The sequence below is a fragment of the Mucilaginibacter celer genome, from assembly GCF_003576455.2.
In the GTDB taxonomy this organism is placed as follows: Bacteria; Bacteroidota; Bacteroidia; order Sphingobacteriales; family Sphingobacteriaceae; genus Mucilaginibacter; species Mucilaginibacter celer.
Genome location: NZ_CP032869.1, coordinates 98292 through 119577, shown reverse-complemented (window position 1 = coordinate 119577; position 21286 = coordinate 98292). Strand labels below are relative to the sequence as shown.

At 45.1% G+C, this 21286-nt stretch carries 11 protein-coding genes; 4 read left to right on the top strand and 7 right to left on the bottom strand.

Translation table 11 applies throughout. The features are described from left to right. Nucleotides 1-217: 217 nt before the first annotated feature. The 4 genes from HYN43_RS00420 to HYN43_RS00405 all read left to right on the top strand — a co-directional run bounded on the left by HYN43_RS00420 (nucleotide 218) and on the right by HYN43_RS00405 (nucleotide 9033). Nucleotides 218-1639: a toll/interleukin-1 receptor domain-containing protein gene (locus HYN43_RS00420; RefSeq protein ID WP_119407572.1), complete on the top strand. Its 1422-nt coding sequence runs from the start codon at nucleotides 218-220 to the stop codon at nucleotides 1637-1639. Nucleotides 1640-1644: 5 nt separating this feature from the next. Then, nucleotides 1645-3354, top strand: a complete 1710-nt coding sequence (locus HYN43_RS00415; protein WP_162996240.1) for an ATP-binding protein — start codon at nucleotides 1645-1647, stop codon at nucleotides 3352-3354. Further along, nucleotides 3351-6611: a hypothetical protein gene (locus tag HYN43_RS00410; protein ID WP_119407570.1), complete on the top strand. Its 3261-nt coding sequence runs from the start codon at nucleotides 3351-3353 to the stop codon at nucleotides 6609-6611. Before HYN43_RS00415 ends, HYN43_RS00410 begins: the two co-directional genes overlap by 4 nt. Nucleotides 6612-7251: 640 nt before the next feature. Beyond that, nucleotides 7252-9033 (top strand): T9SS type B sorting domain-containing protein, encoded by a 1782-nt coding sequence (locus HYN43_RS00405; RefSeq protein WP_162996239.1) that lies wholly within the window; start codon nucleotides 7252-7254, stop codon nucleotides 9031-9033. A 313-nt stretch (nucleotides 9034-9346) separates the two neighbouring features. Here HYN43_RS00405 and HYN43_RS00400 read toward each other — a convergent pair whose 3' ends face one another. Genes HYN43_RS00400 through HYN43_RS00370 form a run of 7 tightly spaced genes read right to left on the bottom strand, consistent with a single transcriptional unit; the run spans nucleotide 9347 to nucleotide 21285 of the window. Continuing rightward, a complete protein-coding gene (locus HYN43_RS00400) occupies nucleotides 9347-11521 on the bottom strand; it encodes an IPT/TIG domain-containing protein (RefSeq protein ID WP_162996238.1) in 2175 nt (724 codons plus the stop codon). 39 nt (nucleotides 11522-11560) lie between these two features. Beyond that, nucleotides 11561-14827, bottom strand: coding sequence for a TonB-dependent receptor (locus HYN43_RS00395; RefSeq protein ID WP_119407567.1), 3267 nt, complete (start codon nucleotides 14825-14827; stop codon nucleotides 11561-11563). A 34-nt stretch (nucleotides 14828-14861) separates the two neighbouring features. Further along, nucleotides 14862-15866 (bottom strand): fasciclin domain-containing protein, encoded by a 1005-nt coding sequence (locus HYN43_RS00390; protein ID WP_162996237.1) that lies wholly within the window; start codon nucleotides 15864-15866, stop codon nucleotides 14862-14864. A 40-nt stretch (nucleotides 15867-15906) separates the two neighbouring features. Continuing rightward, complete coding sequence (locus tag HYN43_RS00385) at nucleotides 15907-17220, bottom strand: fasciclin domain-containing protein (RefSeq protein WP_119407565.1); 1314 nt, start codon at nucleotides 17218-17220, stop codon at nucleotides 15907-15909. A gap of 11 nt (nucleotides 17221-17231) precedes the next feature. Next, on the bottom strand, nucleotides 17232-18299 hold the full coding sequence (locus HYN43_RS00380) for a fasciclin domain-containing protein (RefSeq protein WP_162996236.1): 1068 nt from the start codon (nucleotides 18297-18299) through the stop codon (nucleotides 17232-17234). A gap of 8 nt (nucleotides 18300-18307) precedes the next feature. Next, complete coding sequence (locus HYN43_RS00375) at nucleotides 18308-19534, bottom strand: hypothetical protein (RefSeq protein ID WP_119407563.1); 1227 nt, start codon at nucleotides 19532-19534, stop codon at nucleotides 18308-18310. After that, nucleotides 19534-21285: a DUF4397 domain-containing protein gene (locus HYN43_RS00370; RefSeq protein WP_119407562.1), complete on the bottom strand. Its 1752-nt coding sequence runs from the start codon at nucleotides 21283-21285 to the stop codon at nucleotides 19534-19536. Before HYN43_RS00370 ends, HYN43_RS00375 begins: the two co-directional genes overlap by 1 nt. Nucleotide 21286: the final 1 nt, after the last annotated feature.

The window sequence follows — 21286 nt, the reverse complement described above, 5'->3', positions numbered from 1 at the left end:
TGTCGCGATAAACGGTATTCGTCAAAATTTTTGTTAAGTAATCCGACTTTAACAATGTTATCATAATAAATCCAGTTCTGGCGAATAATACGCAAACCAGTGCAATTTATTTTTAAAACGCAGCAGCCTATTAGCTAACTATTTTATTTTGAATTATTTACTTTAATACAAATAAGTATTTTTATATTTACTTGTCTGAATCTTATTACACTCTCAAATGCAGAATCTCTTAACAGAAATTTTAGCAGAACTTAAGCAAAAACGATGCGTGCTTGTCATAGGCCCCGAACTTGGTGACCATGACGAACCAAGCTTTTTTGAAAGATTATGCGAAGCCCTTCCGAGGCTGGATTTCGATCACAAATCTCTTGATGGTGCATCCGCTGTTTCCGAATATACATTTCTAAACGAAGAACTTATTCAGATTAAAGCTGGTACCGAACCATGGTTATCAACCCTGGTTAAATGGTTTTACGAGGAGCAGACATGGCTTGACGAACCTCTTCGTAAAATATCGCAAATCCCCTTTTCGATGATTATCTCGCTGATGCCGGACGGCAGGCTTAAGCGCATTTTCGACGAGCAGCAATTGCCTTATACTTTCAATTATTGCCCTATTGATAAAGTAAGACCAGTAACCGAAACGACCTCCGCCGATGCCCCCCTTATTTATCACCTGATTGGAAATCTTGAGGAAAAAGAAGTGGTGCTGACATTCGAAAACATGTTTGCTTTGTTAAAAAATGTGCTCAAAAATGATCTGCCCACTGTGGTTCAGAAAACCTTGGCAGAGGCAAAATCTGTTGTTTTTCTCGGTGTCCGTTATGAGCGGTGGCACACACAATTGCTGTTGCGTTATATAAAAACGCTCGACGGGATTAATGTAACGATAACCAAGGATACGAAACTCGAAAAGGATGCTCTGGGGAAAAAGTCTGTCGAAAACGATCAAACAGCAAAAAACTCGAGTGTGTTTGTCAGAAATCGACTTAACCTTGGTTTGTTAAACGACAATCCTATTGGTTTTTTAGATCGCTTATACGATTGTTGCCGGCAACAAAACCTGTTGAAGCAACCGCAGGTCACTTCTTACTTGGCAAGCATATTCCTGTCTTATAGTCACGAAAATAAAATGATTGCGGATGATCTTGCCGACAGACTAAGAAGATTAAGGATGAGGGTTATTATGGATGAAACAGATCTTCGTACCGGTCAGAACATAAAAAAATTTATTGACGAAATAGAGCAAACTGATGCCGTAGTGGCTTTGATATCAAGAAACAGCATTTTTAGTCCTTACGTAATCGAAGAAATTGCTAAAGCCTGTGAACTTGAAAAAACGCTGTTGCCAGTTTCATTAGACAATATTTTGGACGAGCCCGACCTGGAACAGCAAAAAGACAATAGAGTTGAAAGTGTTTTACAGGATATCCGGCGAAAATTACGTGAAAACCTACACTCAAGAATGTCTCATTTATGGACAGAACACGAACGTTGGGCAGATTTTGACAATAGCTTTTCTTCTACCCTCACCGTGCTAAAAAACAACAAAAGGCTGATTTATCAGGCATCAAATCCACAGGCCACGGTTACCCAATTACTTCGTGACATCTTATCCCTGAATACAGCTAACATATGAATGCAATGAGCAAAAACCGTTATCCAGGCGGCCGATCTTTCATGGAAGAGGACTTTCCTTTGTTCTTTGGCAGACAAAATGATGTTCAAGCCTTTTTGGAGCTACTTTCTGTACGTCAAATGGTGGTTTTAATGGGGAAAAGCGGCTCAGGTAAAAGTTCGTTGATTAATGCGGGGATCGTCCCTCAGCTACTTGACGATGATTGCAATTATTATTTCATCATCAGGTTTAATAATTTCGTAAGTAAATCGCCCCCCCTGCATACCCACCAGGAGGAAACAGGCGTAAGAAATGCGGATACCGCAGATAAAAATCAGCTGTCACCTGTATCAGTTGTTATCAAGCGTTTATCTATTCTGGATCAAACCGAGCTTGATACGGAGTTATCTGATCTTATTCCCGATAAAACATCATTCTGGTATTGGATCAAACAACATCAGGCAGCGGCGCGAAAAAAAGGAAAACCAAAGCTATTTCTTTTTTTTGAACAATTTGAAGAGTTGTTTACATATCCGAAAGATCAGGTTCAAGGCTTTACCGAGGAGTTGTATCAACTGCTTTATAGTTCCGTTCCAAACGATTTCAGGGATATCATCTATGAGGCCGAACATGAAAACCGTATAAGTGAAGAATTAGAGGATTTGTTGCTTGACAAACCAAATATCCGCGTAGTTTTCTCCGTTCGATCTGATCGCCTTTCACAAATGAATGTGATGCGTGATCTGCATCCCACCATTTTTCAAAACTGTTATCCGCTGGAAGAACTAAAGATAGCCGATGCCGAACTTGCCATAACACAACCGGCCCGCCTATCAATGCCCGCATTTAAGGGGGCACCATTCCGTTTCGAAAAAGATGCGATTAATCATATCATTAAAAGTATCTGTCACGAAACAGAAGATCGCATCGACGCGGCAAGCTTACAAATAGTTTGCAGATTTGTTGAGGAACACATCGTAGGCGATAAGGCAGATTTTACCGTAAAAGTGGACGACCTTGGCGATATGACGGACATCTTCAAAAAATATTATGAAAATATATTAAACCGATTTGAAGGCGATGAACGGCAGGGCATTCAAAAGTTCATAGAAGACGACATGATCGACGACGACCGGCGCAATGCCTTCCCGGTAGGATTTATTACCAAAAGGCTAAAGATTAAAGAAGAGGCACTGGATTTACTTGAACAAAGTTCGCTGCTTCGGAAAGAAAGGGATGCCAGCGGACGTTTAATGTATGAAATTGGGCATGACAGGATTATGCTGGGTGTGGTTAAGGTTGCGGAACAACGAAAGAGACTAAAAAGCGAGGAAAATCAACAAAAAACCGAACAAATAAACCGTAAACTAAAGGAAAAACTGTTTGGATATCGCTTATTCACAGCCTCAATGGTTTTATTGATCGTTTGTTTGGTAGCCGTGTTCTTTTTGTGGCGTAAACTGGCAGTCACCGAAGCAGATTTGAAAACCCAACAAATCCTTGCCAGTTATAAACTTGAACAAGTTAATAAAGAAAATGCATTAAAAGCTGCTTGGAGCTATATCAATCTCGGCATAGGGTACGAGCGTGCCAGCGGAAGCGAAGCCACGCAAAAAGCCCTGAAAATGTATCAGAACGCTATTGATACACTTAAGCGGTATCCCGATGATCCGGTATACAAGATAGCCATAAGTAAACGTGACTTCCTCGAAAAAAAAGATAAACCATCGCAATGAAAACCGTAGTTAAATTAGGCCTGCTCGTAGCCCTGATGTTTGAAGGCATTACCGGATATGCTCAAACTAATTGCCCGCAATATACTGGCGCACTTAAACGTGCCCAACAAAATATCAACGCAAAAAAATTCCCTGATGCGTTAAATGACATTCTGTTTGCACAAGCAGCTTTAGGCGAATGCAAGGTACAGAACCCGGGTGCTAATTTGAGCATGAGCGAGGCGGACAATCTTTTAAAAGAACTGATTCGTAAACAAGCCGAAGACGCGCGGGAAACCAATGATAAACAACTACGGGAGTTGGAAGGCTATATCGCGAGGTTAATCAAACTGGTTCAACAATCAGGTGCGACAGGGTTTTCTACGTTAAAACCAAAGTTGCTGGAACAGCTCAAAGCTGCGCAAAATTATATTGATGCTAACCATAACACCACCAACGAACTGGGTAATATAGACCTTTACCGCACCGTTGCAGAATCGTATGAACAAAACGGAGATGAGACGCAGGCTTTTGCCAATTGGGAAAGCGGTTTTCAATCAGCAATAAAAATAGTTGATGGCTTAAAAAAAAACACACCCGAACGGGCCTGGGTATCGGCTATTATTATTTGTAGCGAGTATGCAGATAATTTGCTTAACCGGGGCGAAATAAACCAGGTAAACAATATAATCACCACTTGCCAGGAACACTACCCTTCCCTTGCGGGGCTAACTCCGCAAGGTTTCGAAGCACTGGCACGATTGGAGTTTGTAAACGGGCGCTATAGAGAAGCAACGCACGGATATGCTCAGGCTATCCTGCATTACGGTACGACCATCCGTTTAGCAAAAAAAGCGGGCGGATCCGACTTTAAAAACGAACGGGTTAATTTACTTTTAACCAGATGCTACAATGCGATACTTCTCGGTCGCAGACTGAATCATTTCCGCGTTGATACCCTTGCCGGGGCTAACCCGATTGTACCCACCGGCTTATTTGAAAAACTCAAAATCGCTTTTGCGCAAAGTCAAAGCTCCAACGCCAATCTGGCCATAATCAATCTGCGCTACAATTTGGCATCAGTATTAATCGCTCAGGGAAAACTGTCGGATGCACAGGCACAAGACAGTTTAACGAGGATTTTATCTCAAATAGGTACATACAAAAGCACAGGGAGCACCCAGGCCACAACTCAAATAGTGAAAGCAGATATTCACGCGCAGATGGCGACAATATACAGGCGTCGCAACGACAAAGACGAAGCTATCGCAGAAACCGGCGTCGCTTTAAAATATTGGATGGCTTCTATCGATACGGGCAAAAAAAACAAGGAAAATATTATGCTTATTGCCGACGCCGGTCTCCTCATCGAAAAAAATCTGGCCAGAAGTTTTCCTGAAGAAAACGCTTTACAACAGCTTAAACAGATGAGTGAGTTGGTGACGATGAGATATGGGGACGATGCCAACAGGTTTCCGGATATCGCCTTCATGTTGGGCAAACTGCAGGCCAGGCAGGCAGATTTAATTGAAGGTAAGAAAACCACGCAGGATAGTATAAAGGCTTACTCGCTTTTTGTAAGCGCGACCAATCATTTTCACCAATCGGGCGAGCTCGCAGATCCTGCCAATTATCGACCGGATTTTGCCATATACACCCACACTGCATGTCGTATACTTTTATATGAGCTTGCACATCGCCAGTATACTGCCGCCGAAAATACCGCCCGTTTTATAATGCGTGAAATTATGCCTCTTTACAGAATAAATGATTTTGACATTAACATGGGCCTGGAACTAACTTTAGCAAATAATGTCTATGGTCACTATTTATTTAGCAATGCAATGTACGCTCAAGCCATAGAGCCGTTGACATTTGCCTCCCTCCACGGAATGCAATCAGCTACCAATCATTTAATTGCGATCTATTCCGGATTATACATTAATCAGCAGGAAAAAGCCAGATTTTATCGCATTAGAGTAGGTACTCAAAAAAGTGATGCAGTCAAAACTTATTTACTTCCGTTAACAACTACAACTCCTGATGCAGATTCTGTTAAAGTGTATATTACCGACCGTGCCGTTGAATTCCCTTACCGTGGCATAGAAGATGCGGTTAAGTGGGTTAAAATAGTATATCATCAAAATATCGACAAGCGCTATGTTGATGCATTTAATCGCTACCAGGAACAGGCCCAAAATAACCATAGTCCGTTTCAGGAGCTAAGCGATCAGGCTTTGGATGATGCCAAAAGCGCCATTTTTATATTGAATAAATACGCCAGTCATAAAACGGCTATTGCCAACGCTTACGATGTAAACAAACGCCTGTTATTAAGCGAAAAACTTTATAAACAGTATAAAAACGACTTATCTGTCGATTCGGTTAATGCCGGTGTGATAAAAAAAGATGCTATCCCTTTTTATATCAATTATGCGCGTCAGCTAAAGGCTGCCGCCCGTGTAGTAGATTACCGGAATGTATATAAGCAGGTGCTTTTACTCGATCCTGGTAATAAGGAAGCTTTATTTGCTATGATGGAAATGGAGTTTCAGGAAAATCGAAACAAATTTATTAAAGATAGTTATAAGGCTGATTTTGAACATTTGAAAAATAATCTTTCATTTTTTCTTATTGAAGGGGTAAATGAAGCCGCCAACAATACAAGAAATAAAATCCTCGGTATTCGTGAAGATGCCGAAACAAGAGATTATATTGTATCTGCATATTCAGCTTTTGGCAAACAAGATATTTTCGCCGAGCTTTTTCTTGATAAGAAACTCAATCATAAAGAGTTTATTGATTATTTTACAAAGAAAAGTGTGGACAGCATTAGTAATGATGCAAAACGGGAGTATTATAATCACATGATTCAATTAGATCAAAAATACCTCCAGATTATACCTTCTGATAGCGCCGTAAGAAAATTGGCTTCCATACATTGCAGTAATTTTGTTTGGACTTGCCTACTTACAAAAAAAGACGTCAACCTTATTTCTTATCTGCAACAAAGCTCAAATTATGACCCCAAAAACCAATTTGCGACAGGCAACTTATTAAGCGTTTATCTTTTCAATAATGATTATGAGGATGCTAAGCCAGAATATGATAAATTTAGAAACAATATATTTTCAGAAACCGGTCCTTTCCGCACTTATAATGATTACTATACATTTTGCGTTACTGAGCTGCGAAAAGCGGGGCTTAAAAATAAATCAATCTCAATATTTAGTGATCTACTGATCAATCATACGGAAAATAACATTCAGGGTAATTAACGTTTTAATCGTTCTATAATTGGTTGAAGTTTAGTGACAGCGTAACCATGTCCTAAAAACGTGTCAAATTTCGGCTTATTTTATAATTTTTTTTTAGTTAAACGTCTATTAATGTCAGAACTCGGGAGCAGAATTCTTCCACCATTTTAGGTCACTAATCGTCCTTCAAAGTATCTGCTATATACAAACGATAAGACTATTGCGAACAGCGATTTGCGGACTGGTATATTCTTTTGGTGAACTATAAAAACGGGCCAATGTCGGCTATATAAGGATCGCGCAAGAATGACAGGCCATAAAAGCTGATATAAAATGCATGCAAATTTAACTAAATCAATAACTCAATCGTAATTCCCAATATTTAAAAAACTGTCAAATAATAACGACAACCTGTATCAATAGGTATTGTCTAAACCCAAACAAATTACGTGCGGCTTTGAAACAACATCACCCGTGTGATTAAATGCCGAGTTTTTGTTTAACGCGCAGATATCTCATTATATCGAAGACTTGAATGCAACCTTGCTTTTTCCCTAACTAACCCTAACCAACCAGTCTTTTAATTAAATTATTGATCGGCTGATTAAGTATTAACCTATTTTAATCAATGTTACGACCTGTATTGTTATTTTTATCCCCAATGAAACCTAAGCAAATAAAATACAGGCTGTTAATACTGCTTAGCCTGTTGAGCATCCCTTGTCATTCACAGAATCCGCCGGGCAGCGGATGTAACATCATTCACTGGGCCAAATGGTCGCAATTTCAGGGCTCAACAGCCACAGGAACTATAGATGAAGGCAACGGGAATTCGGTTAACGTAACCATGGCTTCAAATTTTGATTTTTCATCAACCCCTGCTATATATAACTACGGCGCGTTTAGCAACTACCCGGTACCTATCCCCAATGAAACAGTTCCGAAAACTACCTGGGCTGCAGGCAGCGGCGGATCAACAAACATGACCTTTTCGCACCAGGTAAGCAATCCTGTATTACTTATTTCTTCCCTTGGGCGACCTAATCAATTGGTTAAGCTGGACTTCTCCCTGCCCTATGTAGTTTTGTACGACGGCGGCGGGATGACTTTTGATAACAGCAGCACAATAACCGGAGCAGAAGGTTACGCGGTCATTATGTTTCCGGGAGATTTTAAAAACGTAGTGATCTCTTCCACAACGCCCGAAGATTATACCAACATTACCTGGGGACTAAGTCCGGCCGCCTTCCAGGTTGATATCACCGAAAATGCAGCAACCTGCGGCAGCACAACGGTAACCGCAACAGGCGGGCAAAGTTATCACTGGGATGGCGGCGATAATCCGGACGCGGCCACCAACACTTTTCATACCAGCAGGAGGTATGTTGTCACGGTTAAAAACGCAGATGGCTGTTCAACCTCTGCTTCCAAACAAATTGACGTGCATACAGAACCCCAGGTTAAAGTTACCGGCAACCTCACGGGCTGCGAAAGCGTAACGGGCACAGCTTTTGCCGAAAATGCCGTTAGTTATCAATGGGACGGAGGGGATACACCCAATAGCAATGTTAATACTTTTCATACCAGCAGGAAGTATAAAGTAACGGTTACAGACGCCTATCAATGCCAGGCATCTCTTTATGTAGATGTTATTGTAGGAGAACGGGTTACTCCAACCATAAATATCACCGCATTGCCATCAGGACCGGTATGTACCGGAACACCGGTAACTTATACGGCGTCGCCTTCAAATGGCGGAGCGTCGCCTGTACTTTCCTGGTTAAAAAACCGTGTCCCGGTTGCATCCGGCAAAACTTATACTACAACAGAGTTGGTTAACGGAGATCAAATAACATGCGCACTAACCAGCCAGATGTTTTGTGCTATACCTGCCAACGCGGTAAGTACCCCGCTCACCGCCACTATCAGCGAAAACCCCGTAATTACCTTTCCTCAGAAACCACCGGTGATCGATGGTCGCACAACCTTTGTTCAGTTAGATCCTGCAATTACCGGCGATATAGCGAGTTACTCATGGGCACCGGTCACCGGTTTGAGCGACCCAAACATCCGGAACCCTGTCGTAACTACAAAAACCACAACAGATTATACCTTAACGGTGGTATCAGCTACAGGATGCCCGGCTTCTGCAACTGTAAAAGTTTTAGTTTTGAACACCCCGATTATACCGAATACTTTTACACCCAACGGCGACGGCGTTAATGATACCTGGAACATCATTAACCTTGCAGATTACGCGAACGCGACGATAGATATTTATAACCGGTACGGCATAAACCTATACCATTCTATTGGTTACACAAAACCCTGGGACGGCATGTATAAAGGCAAAGCTTTACCCGCAGGCACCTATTATTATGTTATTAATCCAAATGATAACGTGCATGGTATAAATGGTGGCTGGGTGCTAATAGTAAGGTAGGGTATTGCTATCCAGCCGCTGGAGCATTCAACAACTGGTCGAAGTTTAGCGACAGCGTAACTTCGTCCTAAACTGGGTTAAGCTTTCAGCTTAACTTTATAACTTTTTTTGTTAAATAACTATTTAAAGCCAGGCATCGGAAGCAGAATGCTTCCTACAGTTTAGGTTGAAGTTACGCTGCCGCTAAACTTCAACCAGTTAACAGATATAGTTCAGTCTACACTTAAAAAAAAGCGGCTGTCTTTTTCAAGAACAGCCGCTTACACTACTGCAAACACAATTGCCGGATTTTACAACCGGAAATCAATGATCTTTAAAAAGTCACCTTTCGGATAGCTTTGTTGGTTTTATCCAGTATAAAAATATCGCCGTTAGGTGCTATGGTTACGTCGGTAATATCTCCAAACAGGGCATCGGCCAGGCCGCCGTCTTTAAATCCTTTCTGGGTTTTAAAAATGGTGGTCACTTTTTGTGTGGCCGGGTTTATGGCGCGCAGGGCGTTATTTTCCGGGTCGCACACCAGTACCAGTTTTTTGGTATCGGCCCAGATCATGTTACCAATTGTACCGAAACGGGCATCGCTGTAGCTGCCATCGGCGTAACCGGCAGAGTAGTCACCTATCAGCCTTTCGTAACTGCCATCGCCAATAGCATATCGGCCTGTGGCATCAAGGTCTGATCCATAAACTTTACCCACGCCATCAATAGCCATACGGCCTTCCGGATCGGCATATAAGTCGAAACTATAATTTGGCACCCCATTGGTAACAATAACAAAACCGAAGAAGCTGCCCGAGCGTGCGCCTATGTATAGCCTGTCCTGGTTATCGATAGCTAAACCGCTTGCCCCTATCGAGGCTGATGCCACGTACATGGTAACCATACCGTTAGGCGCAATCTTCTTGATGTTGCCACTTGCTTCTGCTACAAACAAGTTTCCTTGTTTATCCATTACTATGCCAACCGGCGCGGTAAACCTACCTAAGGTCCCGATGCCTTCGTTGTTGCCGGTGCGGCCATTAGGGTCGCCTGCATATAAGGTTACCGTGCCGTTCGGATCAACTTTATAAACCTGATTATAGGTCCGGAATAAAACATAAAACTCTCCGTGCTGGCCGGCACAGAACGCGTTAACCGATGTATGTGGCAAACCCGTTGTAATGGTGATCACACCCGAGGTCTGGAATACCTTAGGCGAAACCGCTTCAACGCCATTAACACGCACCTTAATAAAACCGGTAGATACGCCTTGCGGTGCCACAACCACTAACTGCGTTGCCGTAGCTGCATTCACCTTAGCCACCACGCCGTTAAAGGTAACCGTGTTATTTGCCGGAGTGGTACTGAAACCAACACCGGTTATTGTAACTACAGTGCCCACATTACCATTATCCGGACTAAAACCCGAAATACCCACAGCCTGCTCGGTGTATACCGGCCCAGCAACTACCTGGTCATTTACAGAAACCTGGATATTGCCTGTACCTGTATTTACCGGTACGGTTACCTTAAGCTCAGTAGCGGTTACCGATTTAATAACAGCATCCTTCCCGTTTATAGCTACTTTGGTTTCGCCTGCAATAGTGCTGAAACCTGTGCCGGTAATGGTAACTTCAGTTCCGGCAGGGCCGCTTAGCGGTGTTATCAGGCTGATGGTTGGCGGTGCTATCACAGTAAATACCGGGCCTTCAATAGGGGTATCCTCAATTTTAAGGTTCACCCTGCCGGTTTGCACCCCATCCGGGGCTTGCACCAGCAGCTTGGTTTCGGTAGCTTCCAGTATCTGGGCTGCCTTACCGTTAAACGTAACCTGGTTTTTGGCAACCTCGGTTTCAAAACCCGAACCTATCAGGGTTACTTTGGTACCTTTACCACCTGTTTTCGGTGTAATATCAAACAACGCCTGCACCCTGAAGTTGGGCCCTTTTGATGAACTTTCCTTTACCTTAACCTCTACCGGGCCGCTAAGTGTTTTATCGGGTACGGTGGCTATGATCAGCGTGTCCGAAAGGCTCACGATATTAGCCGGATTACCGTTAATAGTTACCACAGCCGGTTTATCAGGGTCACTGAAACCCTCGCCCCTGATACGGATATTAGTACCCACGGGGCCGCGGTTTGGCGAGATGGCTTTTACACTTAATGCCTGATAGGTATAGGTACCTATATCATGTACGTTACCAGCATACTTCAATTCAATTTTCCCGGTACCTGATCCCGCCGGTACCATCACCACCACGTAATTGGCCGTAGCGCTCACCACCTCGGCCTGTTTGCCCACAACGGTAGCCGTGTATTTTGATAGATCGTTATCAAAACCAGAACCTTCAATGGTGATCAACGTACCCGTATTACCGCTGTTGGGAAAATAGTTAACTACTTTAAAAACGAGCACGGGGTGCTCGTTTTTATCTTTTTTACATCCGCCAATAAGCACCAATAGCAGCATCAGCAGCAGGGTGTATGTTTTGGTTGGATCTTGTATCATCCTTTGCATATTATTTCTTCTTTAAATTGATGGTTCAGTTTAAAAAGTGTACCTGGCCCCCAGCTGCATCTGCACCCTCGAACCATAGTAATCAATACTGTATGGTTTGCCCGGCGTGGTAAACTCGTAAACCGGGTAGCCATTATTATTTTGCTGCGGAAGGAATAGTACAGGCGTTAAACCAACACTGGCCGTTGAGTTAAATGTATTTGGCGAGAAATACTGAATGCCCCAGCTTTTGTTAAGCAGGTTAGTAAGGTTGATCACATCGGCAGTGATGGTAAAAAACCGCGTACCTGCGCTGTTGATGAAAATATCATGCGCCAGGTGCAAATCTGCCTGGATATTCCATGGGGTGCGGCCTTCGTTCCGGCCGGTAAAATCGCCGCGGCGGTTACGCAGGTATTTATTCCCATCGATGTATTGGTTAAAAGCGGCAGCCTGTTGCGCGGCGGTAATGGTTTGGCCGCCGCTTATCTTATCTTTAAAAAAGTTAATAGCTTCATCGCGCTGCGGTATGTAAACCAAACTCACCTGCTGCGGTAATCCCTGTATGCTATTGTTCACAATACCATAAGTAAACGGGCTGCCCGATTGCGCGCTAAAGAATAGCGAAACATTAGTCCTGCCCGATTTATTCCAGTTTTTGTTATAGCTGATGGTGCTTACAATGCGATGGCGGATATCAAAATTACTGTAAGCCAATGCCGGGGTGTTAGGCACCAGCGCCTGGTTTAACTGCCAGTTACTTTCCATCGAGTTCCTTACCCCGTTCGAAAGATCTTTTGATAAACCATAAGTGTAAGCCACCGATGCCTGCAGCACATTATCAATGCTCTTGCTAATGCTGCCCGTAATGTTATAACGATAGCCCTGCGAGGTATTGCTTAACAGGTAGATGTTTGAAAAACGCTGATCGGTAGTGCCGCTGTAAATGGGTTGTTTCCTGTTTTTATCATAAGGATAATACGTGGCGTTATCCTGTACGTTCAATTGTTGAAACAGTACATCTTTAATGGTTTTGGTGTAGATGCCCTCAACAGTAAACTTCCATTTGCTATCGGTGCTGTAATCGATACCCAAACTGGTTCTCAGCACCTGCGGCATAGTAAAATTATTGTCGATCAGATCGACCTGTGTTTTACCGCTGTTGCTGTTGTTGATCACGGCACCGTTGGCGGCAATAAAATCGCCGATGCCGTTAGGGCCGCCTTTTAACGGATTACTGCCGGAAGCAAAAGTTTTCTGATCGCTTTTCTGATCTAAACCGCCATAGCTGTTGCCCGAGTTGTAAAAAGCATAAGCAATCCAGGCCATCGGGATACGGCCGGCAAACAGGCCCGCTCCACCCCTCAATACCAGGCTCTGATCGCTCAGCCAGTCATACCTGAAACCGATCCTTGGCGACAGCTGGATTTTGTTGAGATAGTTATTGTTGATGCGACTTAGCGGAGTATAGCTATAGGTATTGCCGTAATACGGATCGGCAAGGGCGGTTTGTACTTTGCTGCTCAGCTCCGGCCTTTGCGGCAAATCGGCCATATCGGCCCTTAAACCTGGGATCACTTTTAAACGCTCCGAAACTCGGATCTCGTCCTGTACATACACACTGTACATATTCAGGTTGAAGTTTGCTCCGGGATGAGCAAGTATATAATCGCGGGTATTGTTGGTGTAATTATAAGCGCCGCGTACGCGGTAAGGGTTATTATTCAGGTAATCTTCAATACTCAGGTAATCAACCCTGCCGTTCCAGGCGTTAACAAAGCCGTAGTTGATATTGTAAAGCTCGTTATGCGTACCAAAGGTAAAAGTGTTATTTCCCAGCGTCCAGTTCAAATTGGCGGTAACCTCGTAGGTGCGTTGCTTCATATTAAAAATGCTTGCTTCGCGATCGGTACCGAGATAAATGGTTGTGCCGGGTGTACGGCCCGCTATCTGTACCTGCGGCAGGCTTGGGTCGCCTTTCGGGTCACGTTTATCGGTTACGCGGGTATAGCCCAATAATAAGTTGCCAGATAACCGTTGCGAAAACCTGCTCTTTAACTCGGCAACGGTTGAACTTTGGTTATTTTTTTGTAGGAAAGCCATGCTGCTGAAGCGGAAATCCTGCTGGTCGCGGTCCATGTACAATGCTTCGGAAGTAATGGTGTTATTGCGGATAGCCAGTTGGTGCTTATCGCTGATATTCCAGTCCAATCGGTTAAAAAACTTTGTCGATTTGGAGTAGGTGTTGAAATCGCCTGCCGTGCCGGCATTCATCAGGTTGGAGGCGCTGATGGCGTTGGCATCTTCCAGGCTCAGGATTTGGCTGGTTTCGGCCTGGCCGGCTTTCAACTGGGCAGGATCGCGGCGTTTGGTGATCTCCTCGTTGCTAAAAAAGAACAGCTTATTTTTAATCAGCGGGAAACCTACGCGGAAACCGGTTTGGTAATCGTAAAAATCGCTGTTCATTTTGCCCAGCGTACCTACCCTATCGTTACCGGTAAGTGTGGCATTACGGCCATAGCCATAAACCGAACCGCTTAAAGTATTGGTACCGCTACGGGTTACGGCGTTTACCGAGCCGCCTGTAAAATTGCCTATCTTAACATCGTAAGGGGCCAGGTAAACATGCATATCCTCAATAGCATCCAACGATACCGGGTTGGTACGCGTTGAGCTACCCGGCATTCCCGAAGTACCCGACTGCCCGCCCAGCGAAGGACTAAAACCAATGGCATCGTTATTAATGGCACCATCAATAGTTACGTTATTATACCTGAAGTTGGTACCGCCAAAACTGTTATCCTTACTGGCCTGCGGCACCTGCCGGGTAATATCCGTAATGCTGCGCGATACCGTAGGCGCATTACGCACCTGGCTGGCACTGATATTTTTACCGGCCCCGTAAGTACTGGCCTGCGCACCGCGTTTAGTGGCTTTTACTACAACCTCGCCCAATTGCTGCGACTGGTTTTTCAGCACGAAATTCAAAGTAATTGATGCTCCCAGGCTAATGGTGATGCCATCCCGTTTTTCGGGCTGCATGCCCATCATCGATACCTCTATCGAGTATGGCCCGCCGATGCGGAGGTTGGGTAAATAATACCGGCCTTTCTGGTCGGCTGCTATGGCATAGCGTGTGCCCGATGGCTGGTGTATGGCTACTACGGTAGCACCCGGAAACGGCGCACCGGCAGCATCAAAAACAGTACCGCTCAGCGTGCCGCTGGTTTCCTGCGCAAAGGCCTGCGGCGGGCAAAGTACAAGCAGCAGCAATGCCGCCAGCGCTATGCACAGGCCCGATTTTATGATTCTTTTCATTTATAAATGTCTTTAAACTATGCTGGCAATGTTGTTAAAAACCCGTGCGCAAAACGCCGTCAATAATGTGTAAAACCCCGTTACCGGTAAGTATATCCTGCTTGCTGAGCTGGATGGGCGACGTGTTGCCCGGCCCTTTTACCGTGATACCGCTAAAGCCTCCGGGCTGGCTGCTATCGGCAATCAGGTTAACCGAAATGCTGTTATCATCCAGCATATTTTGTTTAATCACCACATCGCCGCCCGAACCTAAAATGTAATCGTACACAAACCTTCTGTCGCGGATAATGTGGTAGCTTACCAGGCGTTTCAGCACTTCCGGGTCGGTATTGCTTACCTGGGCTACGGTGGCGTAACCAAGGGCCTGCATGGCTGTATTGTTTGGTGCGAGGATGGTATAAGGCCCTGTACCGTTTATGGTTTCGAGCATCCCGGCAGATAGTACCGCCTGGTAAAAAAGCGTAATATCCGGTTCGGCGGCGAGGGCGTTGCCCAGCTTTTCGTGCACATAAGGGGTAAGTACCCTGTTCATCACCTGGATTAACCCGTTGGAGCCTGCAACGTTTTTGGCCAGCACACGTGCGCCATTAATGGTCAACACCGTATCTGTACCTTTTACCCAGCGGGTTACGTAAAGTTTGCCGCCGCGCGAGGGTAGTTCCTGGTTAAACCTGAATGGCAGCTTACTCAGCTCAAAGCGGCCATCAACAATATGATAGCGGGCTATACGCGCAAGTACACTTTTATCGGCAAGACCAACACCGGCGGCATTTGGGTAAATGCTGCTAAAGGCATCATCTGATGGTACCAAAACAGTAAAAGGTCCTTTTTCCTGCAGCATTTTGTCCTGCCTGCTGTATTTTAAAACCGCGTTGAAGATGGAAAGGTTAAAGTTATCGGCAATAACCCGGTCAAGGCTATTTGGATCAACCGTACCTACATCTATGTTTTTTTTACAGGCGCTCGCCCCCATCAGCAACAGCAAAACAAGGGCGCACCCTATGTAATTGAGGTGTCTTGATCTTCTATCTTTTTTCATGATAATATTTTTGCGGCCGGTGCCTGTCACCAGCCCGGCTTTATTTTAATTTGTACCCCTTTGGTAAAAGCAAATGATCAATCGCGTTAACCGGCCCCATCATAGTAAGCATATCAGCCTGGATAATTTTAGCGGGCTCAGCCTCTGATCCTTTAACCTTCAAGTTGATGTTCCCGGTCCCGTCGGCAGTAAAATCAAGGGGCATGTAATACTCACCATCTGGTTTTTGCGGGTTACTTAAATCCAGCGCCCCGGCAACCACATAATTAGATAGTATCGGGCTCCCCATCACATTACTGTAAAATACCGGCACATCCGAGGCGAACTTGGCATAATAGGAGTCGGCGGGAATATTGATCATTTTACCCCAGTTTACGCTGTAATTAAGCAAGGTATCGGTAGCGAAAGCACCCACCATGGTGCCGCCGCCTGTTGGTGTAGTGCCCCAATGGGGTAAGCCGCGGCGCGTGTTAAACGCCATCAAATCCTGCAGGTTGCTAAACCCGGCGGCTTTAAAAGCAGCATCGGTTGGCAGAAAGAGCGTAGTTGATACCACCTGGCGGATACTTGAACCTGGACCCGGAATTATATAATCCCAGCCAAACCAATTTGCAAAGCTTTTACGGCTACCCGGATAACCTGTCGCGTCCGACTCTATTTTGTTATATTGCGCATCGGTATAGCGCAGAAGCTGCAATAAAAGCGTAAAACGGCCGTCATCATCCAAAAACTTTAAAATGGTTTTGGTAGGTTTAACTATAGGCTGATCCAATAACCAGATGTACCCGTCCTTTGCTGCCACTGATTTTCCAGAACCCACTATTTTACCATTAGCGTAAGTTTTGCTATCCTTAACCAACAACTGAATCCGGTAATTATAGGTGTAACCCGGCCCGTTAGTTGCTGTTGTTTGCAGGTCTGGCCGGTATAATAAGGTGCGGGCGTTGTAATTATCTGTTTTGCCGACTAAATCTTCCGGGCGTATCCTGTCGCGCAACGTATAAAACATCAGCAGCGAATCCAGTTCTTTTGGTTCGGCCACCTGTATCTTTTGTTCGTTGTAGCCAGCGCTTTCCATGGCGGCGTTGCCGGGCAGCAATACGGTGAAGTAAGTTTTAGGCGTAGCCTGTGCTTTTAGTATGGCGTCCATATTGCTGCGCTGCCAGGCTTTATAAAATAAAGTAGCATGCGATTGGGCAATCACTTCTTTCAGCGCAGGCAGCTTTTCATCCTCGTAAGGGATTTTATCGCCCACGGGCGGCAGCGTAAATTCCTGCTTTTTGCAGCCAAAAGCAAGGCAAGCCAACAGGCCGCATATCATTTGTAGTTTCCATTTCTTCATGGTGAATTTCATTTAAACGGTACTTAATTTTTCCTGGCGTTTTCGGGCTTCATCAATACACCCGATATTTTATGCACCAGGCCGTTGTTGCACAGGTTATCCGACAAAGCCACATCATTAGCCGTAAGGGTGACCATATAATACCATTTGTTGGTAATTTTAGAAAGCAGCTGCAGGTTGCCATAAGTAGAGCCGGCAAACCAGTTCATACTGCTGTCATCATCCCGTGGAGTGCTTTTATAAGAGCCTTCGGCATTGATAATACCAAAAATGACTCTATCCGACATGAAATAGCTTTTGTCGTAATAGATATAAGCCCCGAACAGGCGCGGACCGCTGTAATCGGCCGGGTTTAACTGATCAACAATCTCCTGCGTCATCCCCACGTTAATAAAAGCCTGGTTATCGGGTGCAAAAATGGTGAACGGCCCGGCCCCGGCAAGTTCATCCCAAAGACCGAATTTTTTCAAACCCGAAACATAAATGCTAAAATTGGGCCTCGAGGCCAGCCAGCTCTGCACGGTTTTACCCGGATATTGCTTCATCACCTTATCAACAGCCTGCAAGGTGCCGTTAGCCAGCACCACGTCTTTACGGTATACAAGGCTCCCGCTAAAATAAAGCTGGTTTATAGCGGCAGCATTCCCCGGAAAAAAAGAGCCGATAGATTCGTAAAGCGAAATACCAGCCAACGTTTCATAACGCACATCCACACCATTTACCGGGAAACTGGCCAGCGTTAGTTTACGGGGGATAATGTGATAAGCCATGGCCTGTTTCAGGCTGTCGCGGTTCAGCTTATAAATATCGCCCGGTAATTGGATCCCTATCTCGTTAAAAGCTTTGTTGTTTGGCGCTATAATGGTGTAAGGGCCGGCTTCGTTCAGCTTATCAACCAAACCGCTGTATTGCAGGGCGGTATAAAAAAGGCTGAAATCATAATTATTCTTTAAAAAATCGCCGCCAAGCCTGAAAGTCTCGTTGGGCTTTTTCACGCTCAGGTCGTCGTATTTGCAGGCGCTCAGCAGCGTGCAAAGCAGCAGGCAAAATACAAGCCCGGTATGTTTCATTTGATTTATGCTTTTGTTCATCGTAATTATCATTTATAAATAGGTACCGGGTATTTGCGTTGGATGGTGGTGAGGTAGATATTACTGTTCACCACCTCGATGGTGTTTACCGTGGCAAATGTTTGCGGATTATTTACGCCCGAGTGCAGGCTCACCAAAAGGTTGGGCAAAAACACGCCGTTTGACAAATAGAAATTACCACCTATAGTTACTTTTCCGTTAAGCAAGCAATTAACCGAAGCGTAATTGGCATAAGTTTGTGAAGTGCCGATATTGGTTTTGCTGTAAGGATTGCTAACAATGTCCAGTCCCGGCACTAAAAATTCAAAGCGCTGCCATACGTCTGTTTTTATGCCATCAGTTCCGGCCGATGCCCATAAAGGGAATTGATTATAAGGGCTAACCTCTCCGCTATCGGTGTTGCGGTTAATGCTGCAAAGGTAATTACCGTTATAGCCGGTAACTATCGGCGCGCTTGTGGGGTTGGTTTGCCCATCATAAAGGGTTAAAAAAACGTTCATCCTGTCTTTAATACCCGAACGGAAGGAAGCCAGTGAAACATTTTGCGGTTTCAGGCTGTAATCAGCTTCGGCAAAGCCTTTGGCGCTGTAGTTATAAAAGTTTACGTATACCAGCGAATCTGAAAGGGAAAGCTTATAAAAGTTTTCCTGCCTTAGCAGCAAGCCTGTTTTTTTCGTGATGAAATCTTTTTGCAAAACATGCAGCGTGTAAACTTCTTTGGTGCTAAGATCGATAGTGGTATCGGCCAGCAGATCGTGCTTCAACGATTCATCAAGACTAAAGAACGGAGCCGAGTTGTACGGGCGGTAATAAAAAACCACCCTGAGTTTGCCCGATGGCACCTGTGCCCAGCTGCTCAGGTCGAAACCGTTCAGTATCGGGCCTACAAGTACTGGCTCTTTACCGGGATACTCGGGGTTTTGTACTGATGAGCTGTTGCCCGCATGCGATGGATAAGGCGGGGCGTACGGCTCTCGTTTATCTAAAAAATCGCCCACTATCTGGCCGCCGGTGGGTATTCCCTTGGCATCAAATACGGGGTTAATGATCATACACAACGATGGATATTTGTTGTTTTTATTATCCATGTTTTGGGTGTAGTTGAGATCATTAAACACCCGCAGATAGGCCGGTTCTTTTATTTGTGTGTACTCAATTTTGTTGCAGGCAGCAACAAGCAGCAGCATCAATAACGCCGGTACGAGCATAAAAGCGGTTGCAAATTTCCTGTTCATTATCGGTTATGTTTTACTAAGATGATTTTCGCTTTTTCGGCAACAGGCACATTAGCACCTGAGCGGCCGATGAGGGCGGCCGTATAAATACCCGGCTCTGCGGCAGGCAACGCGCGCGCCGGTGTGGTATAAAGCGCCGGGTTGGCTATAAAATTTTCGCTTTTAAATACTTCGATATCCTTAGCCCAGGTGCCGGGCACAACATCGGGCAGGGAGCGGTAAGCCATTAACTCAAAAGGTTTATAGAAATCAGCTATCCCCTGGTTTACATAAGGATTCCCCGGATTCAGGATCCCCGGACGAAGGTTTGCGGCCGCCGGTTGTCCGTTATCGAAGGTAAAAGTGATGTATTGATTATCGGGCGAGAGGTTAAGGCAGCGCGTGTTAAACAAATAATCACTCCGGTAGGTACCGGCGCTGGCATCCTGCGGGTTACCTGCCACCACGGTAGATAGGCCACTCAAATCATTAGGTACCAATAATAACTGGCTTTTGCCTGCCGCATCGGGATATAGCCATGCCGTATAGTTTTGCGATGCTTTAAGGGTTTGCTTAAGCGAAGCCAATACGGTACCGGAGGCATTTACAGCTTCGATATTATAATCGCCCTGGATGAGGTTGCTGTATGCGGATGACTGGCCAAAGCCAAGACCGGCAGATAAAGCCTGCCCGTTTACCCGGAAGCTTACCTGGTTATCGCCCGGCAGAGCATTTACCGCCTGCACACGGCAATAGGTAATATTAGCAGGGGCGCTAAGATCGGTTATTACCGTAAAAGCGTTTTGAAAAGCCCCGCTGCTGGCTTCCGAGGGCGATCTGTCATAATTAAAATTATACGGGGTAACAACAATAGTGTAAACACCGCCGGGCTGATAGGTATTGATGGGGGCAAATGTGAGTTTGCTGTTGTTAATAACCCCATTGGCAATCACCGCTACGGTAGATGTAGTTGGATAAATGTCCATAAACCGGGAATCGGACGGTGAAGCACCCGGAACCTGGCGGCCGTTGGCGGTAAGCACCTTGAATTGGTAGGCGCCGTAAGGAAGTTCTAAATAATCAGATACATGCTGATCTGTAGTAACATTACTGGTTTGGGCGGCCACCGGCGTACCATCGGCGTAGGTAAGCGTTACCGGTCCGGTCAAATCTTCCAATTGCCCTATGGGCGAAAAGATGGTACCGCTTACCGGTGCTGTAAGGTTAATGATCCTGATTTTGAAATGATCGGGCTTTGATGGTTGTACGGCACCGCGTTCTACGGCGTAATAGTTTGGCAAACTGCCTGCAGCATTGGTAGGCAGCAGGTAGTAATCCATCGGCTTGTTATATTCCTCTTTAATGGCCGGCATGGTGAAGGGAACGGGCGTAAAACCTGCCTTACCCACATAACTGAACTTTAACTCCAAACCATTGGGCGATGCAAACAAAGCCTGCTGAATTTGCCAGGTAGCGCCCATTAACCCGTTTTTGGGAAAATAATCGGTGCCTGTAAATTTATAGTAATCCGGGCCGTCGGGATCATGAAATACCGAATCCGTTATTGCGCGGCCGTTGGCCCTTACCTGGTTAAACCCGGCAAGGTTAACAATGCGCGAGGTAGAAACCGGCATAGGCGTGGTTGTGAAACGGTTATCGTTTCGCAAATCCATTTTATTTTTTTTGCAGGCTGTAAGGCATAGGGCCGTAGCCATGAACCATACCAGCACCACCGGTTGAAGTTTTGTAAACACTGATGTGATCTTCTTCATT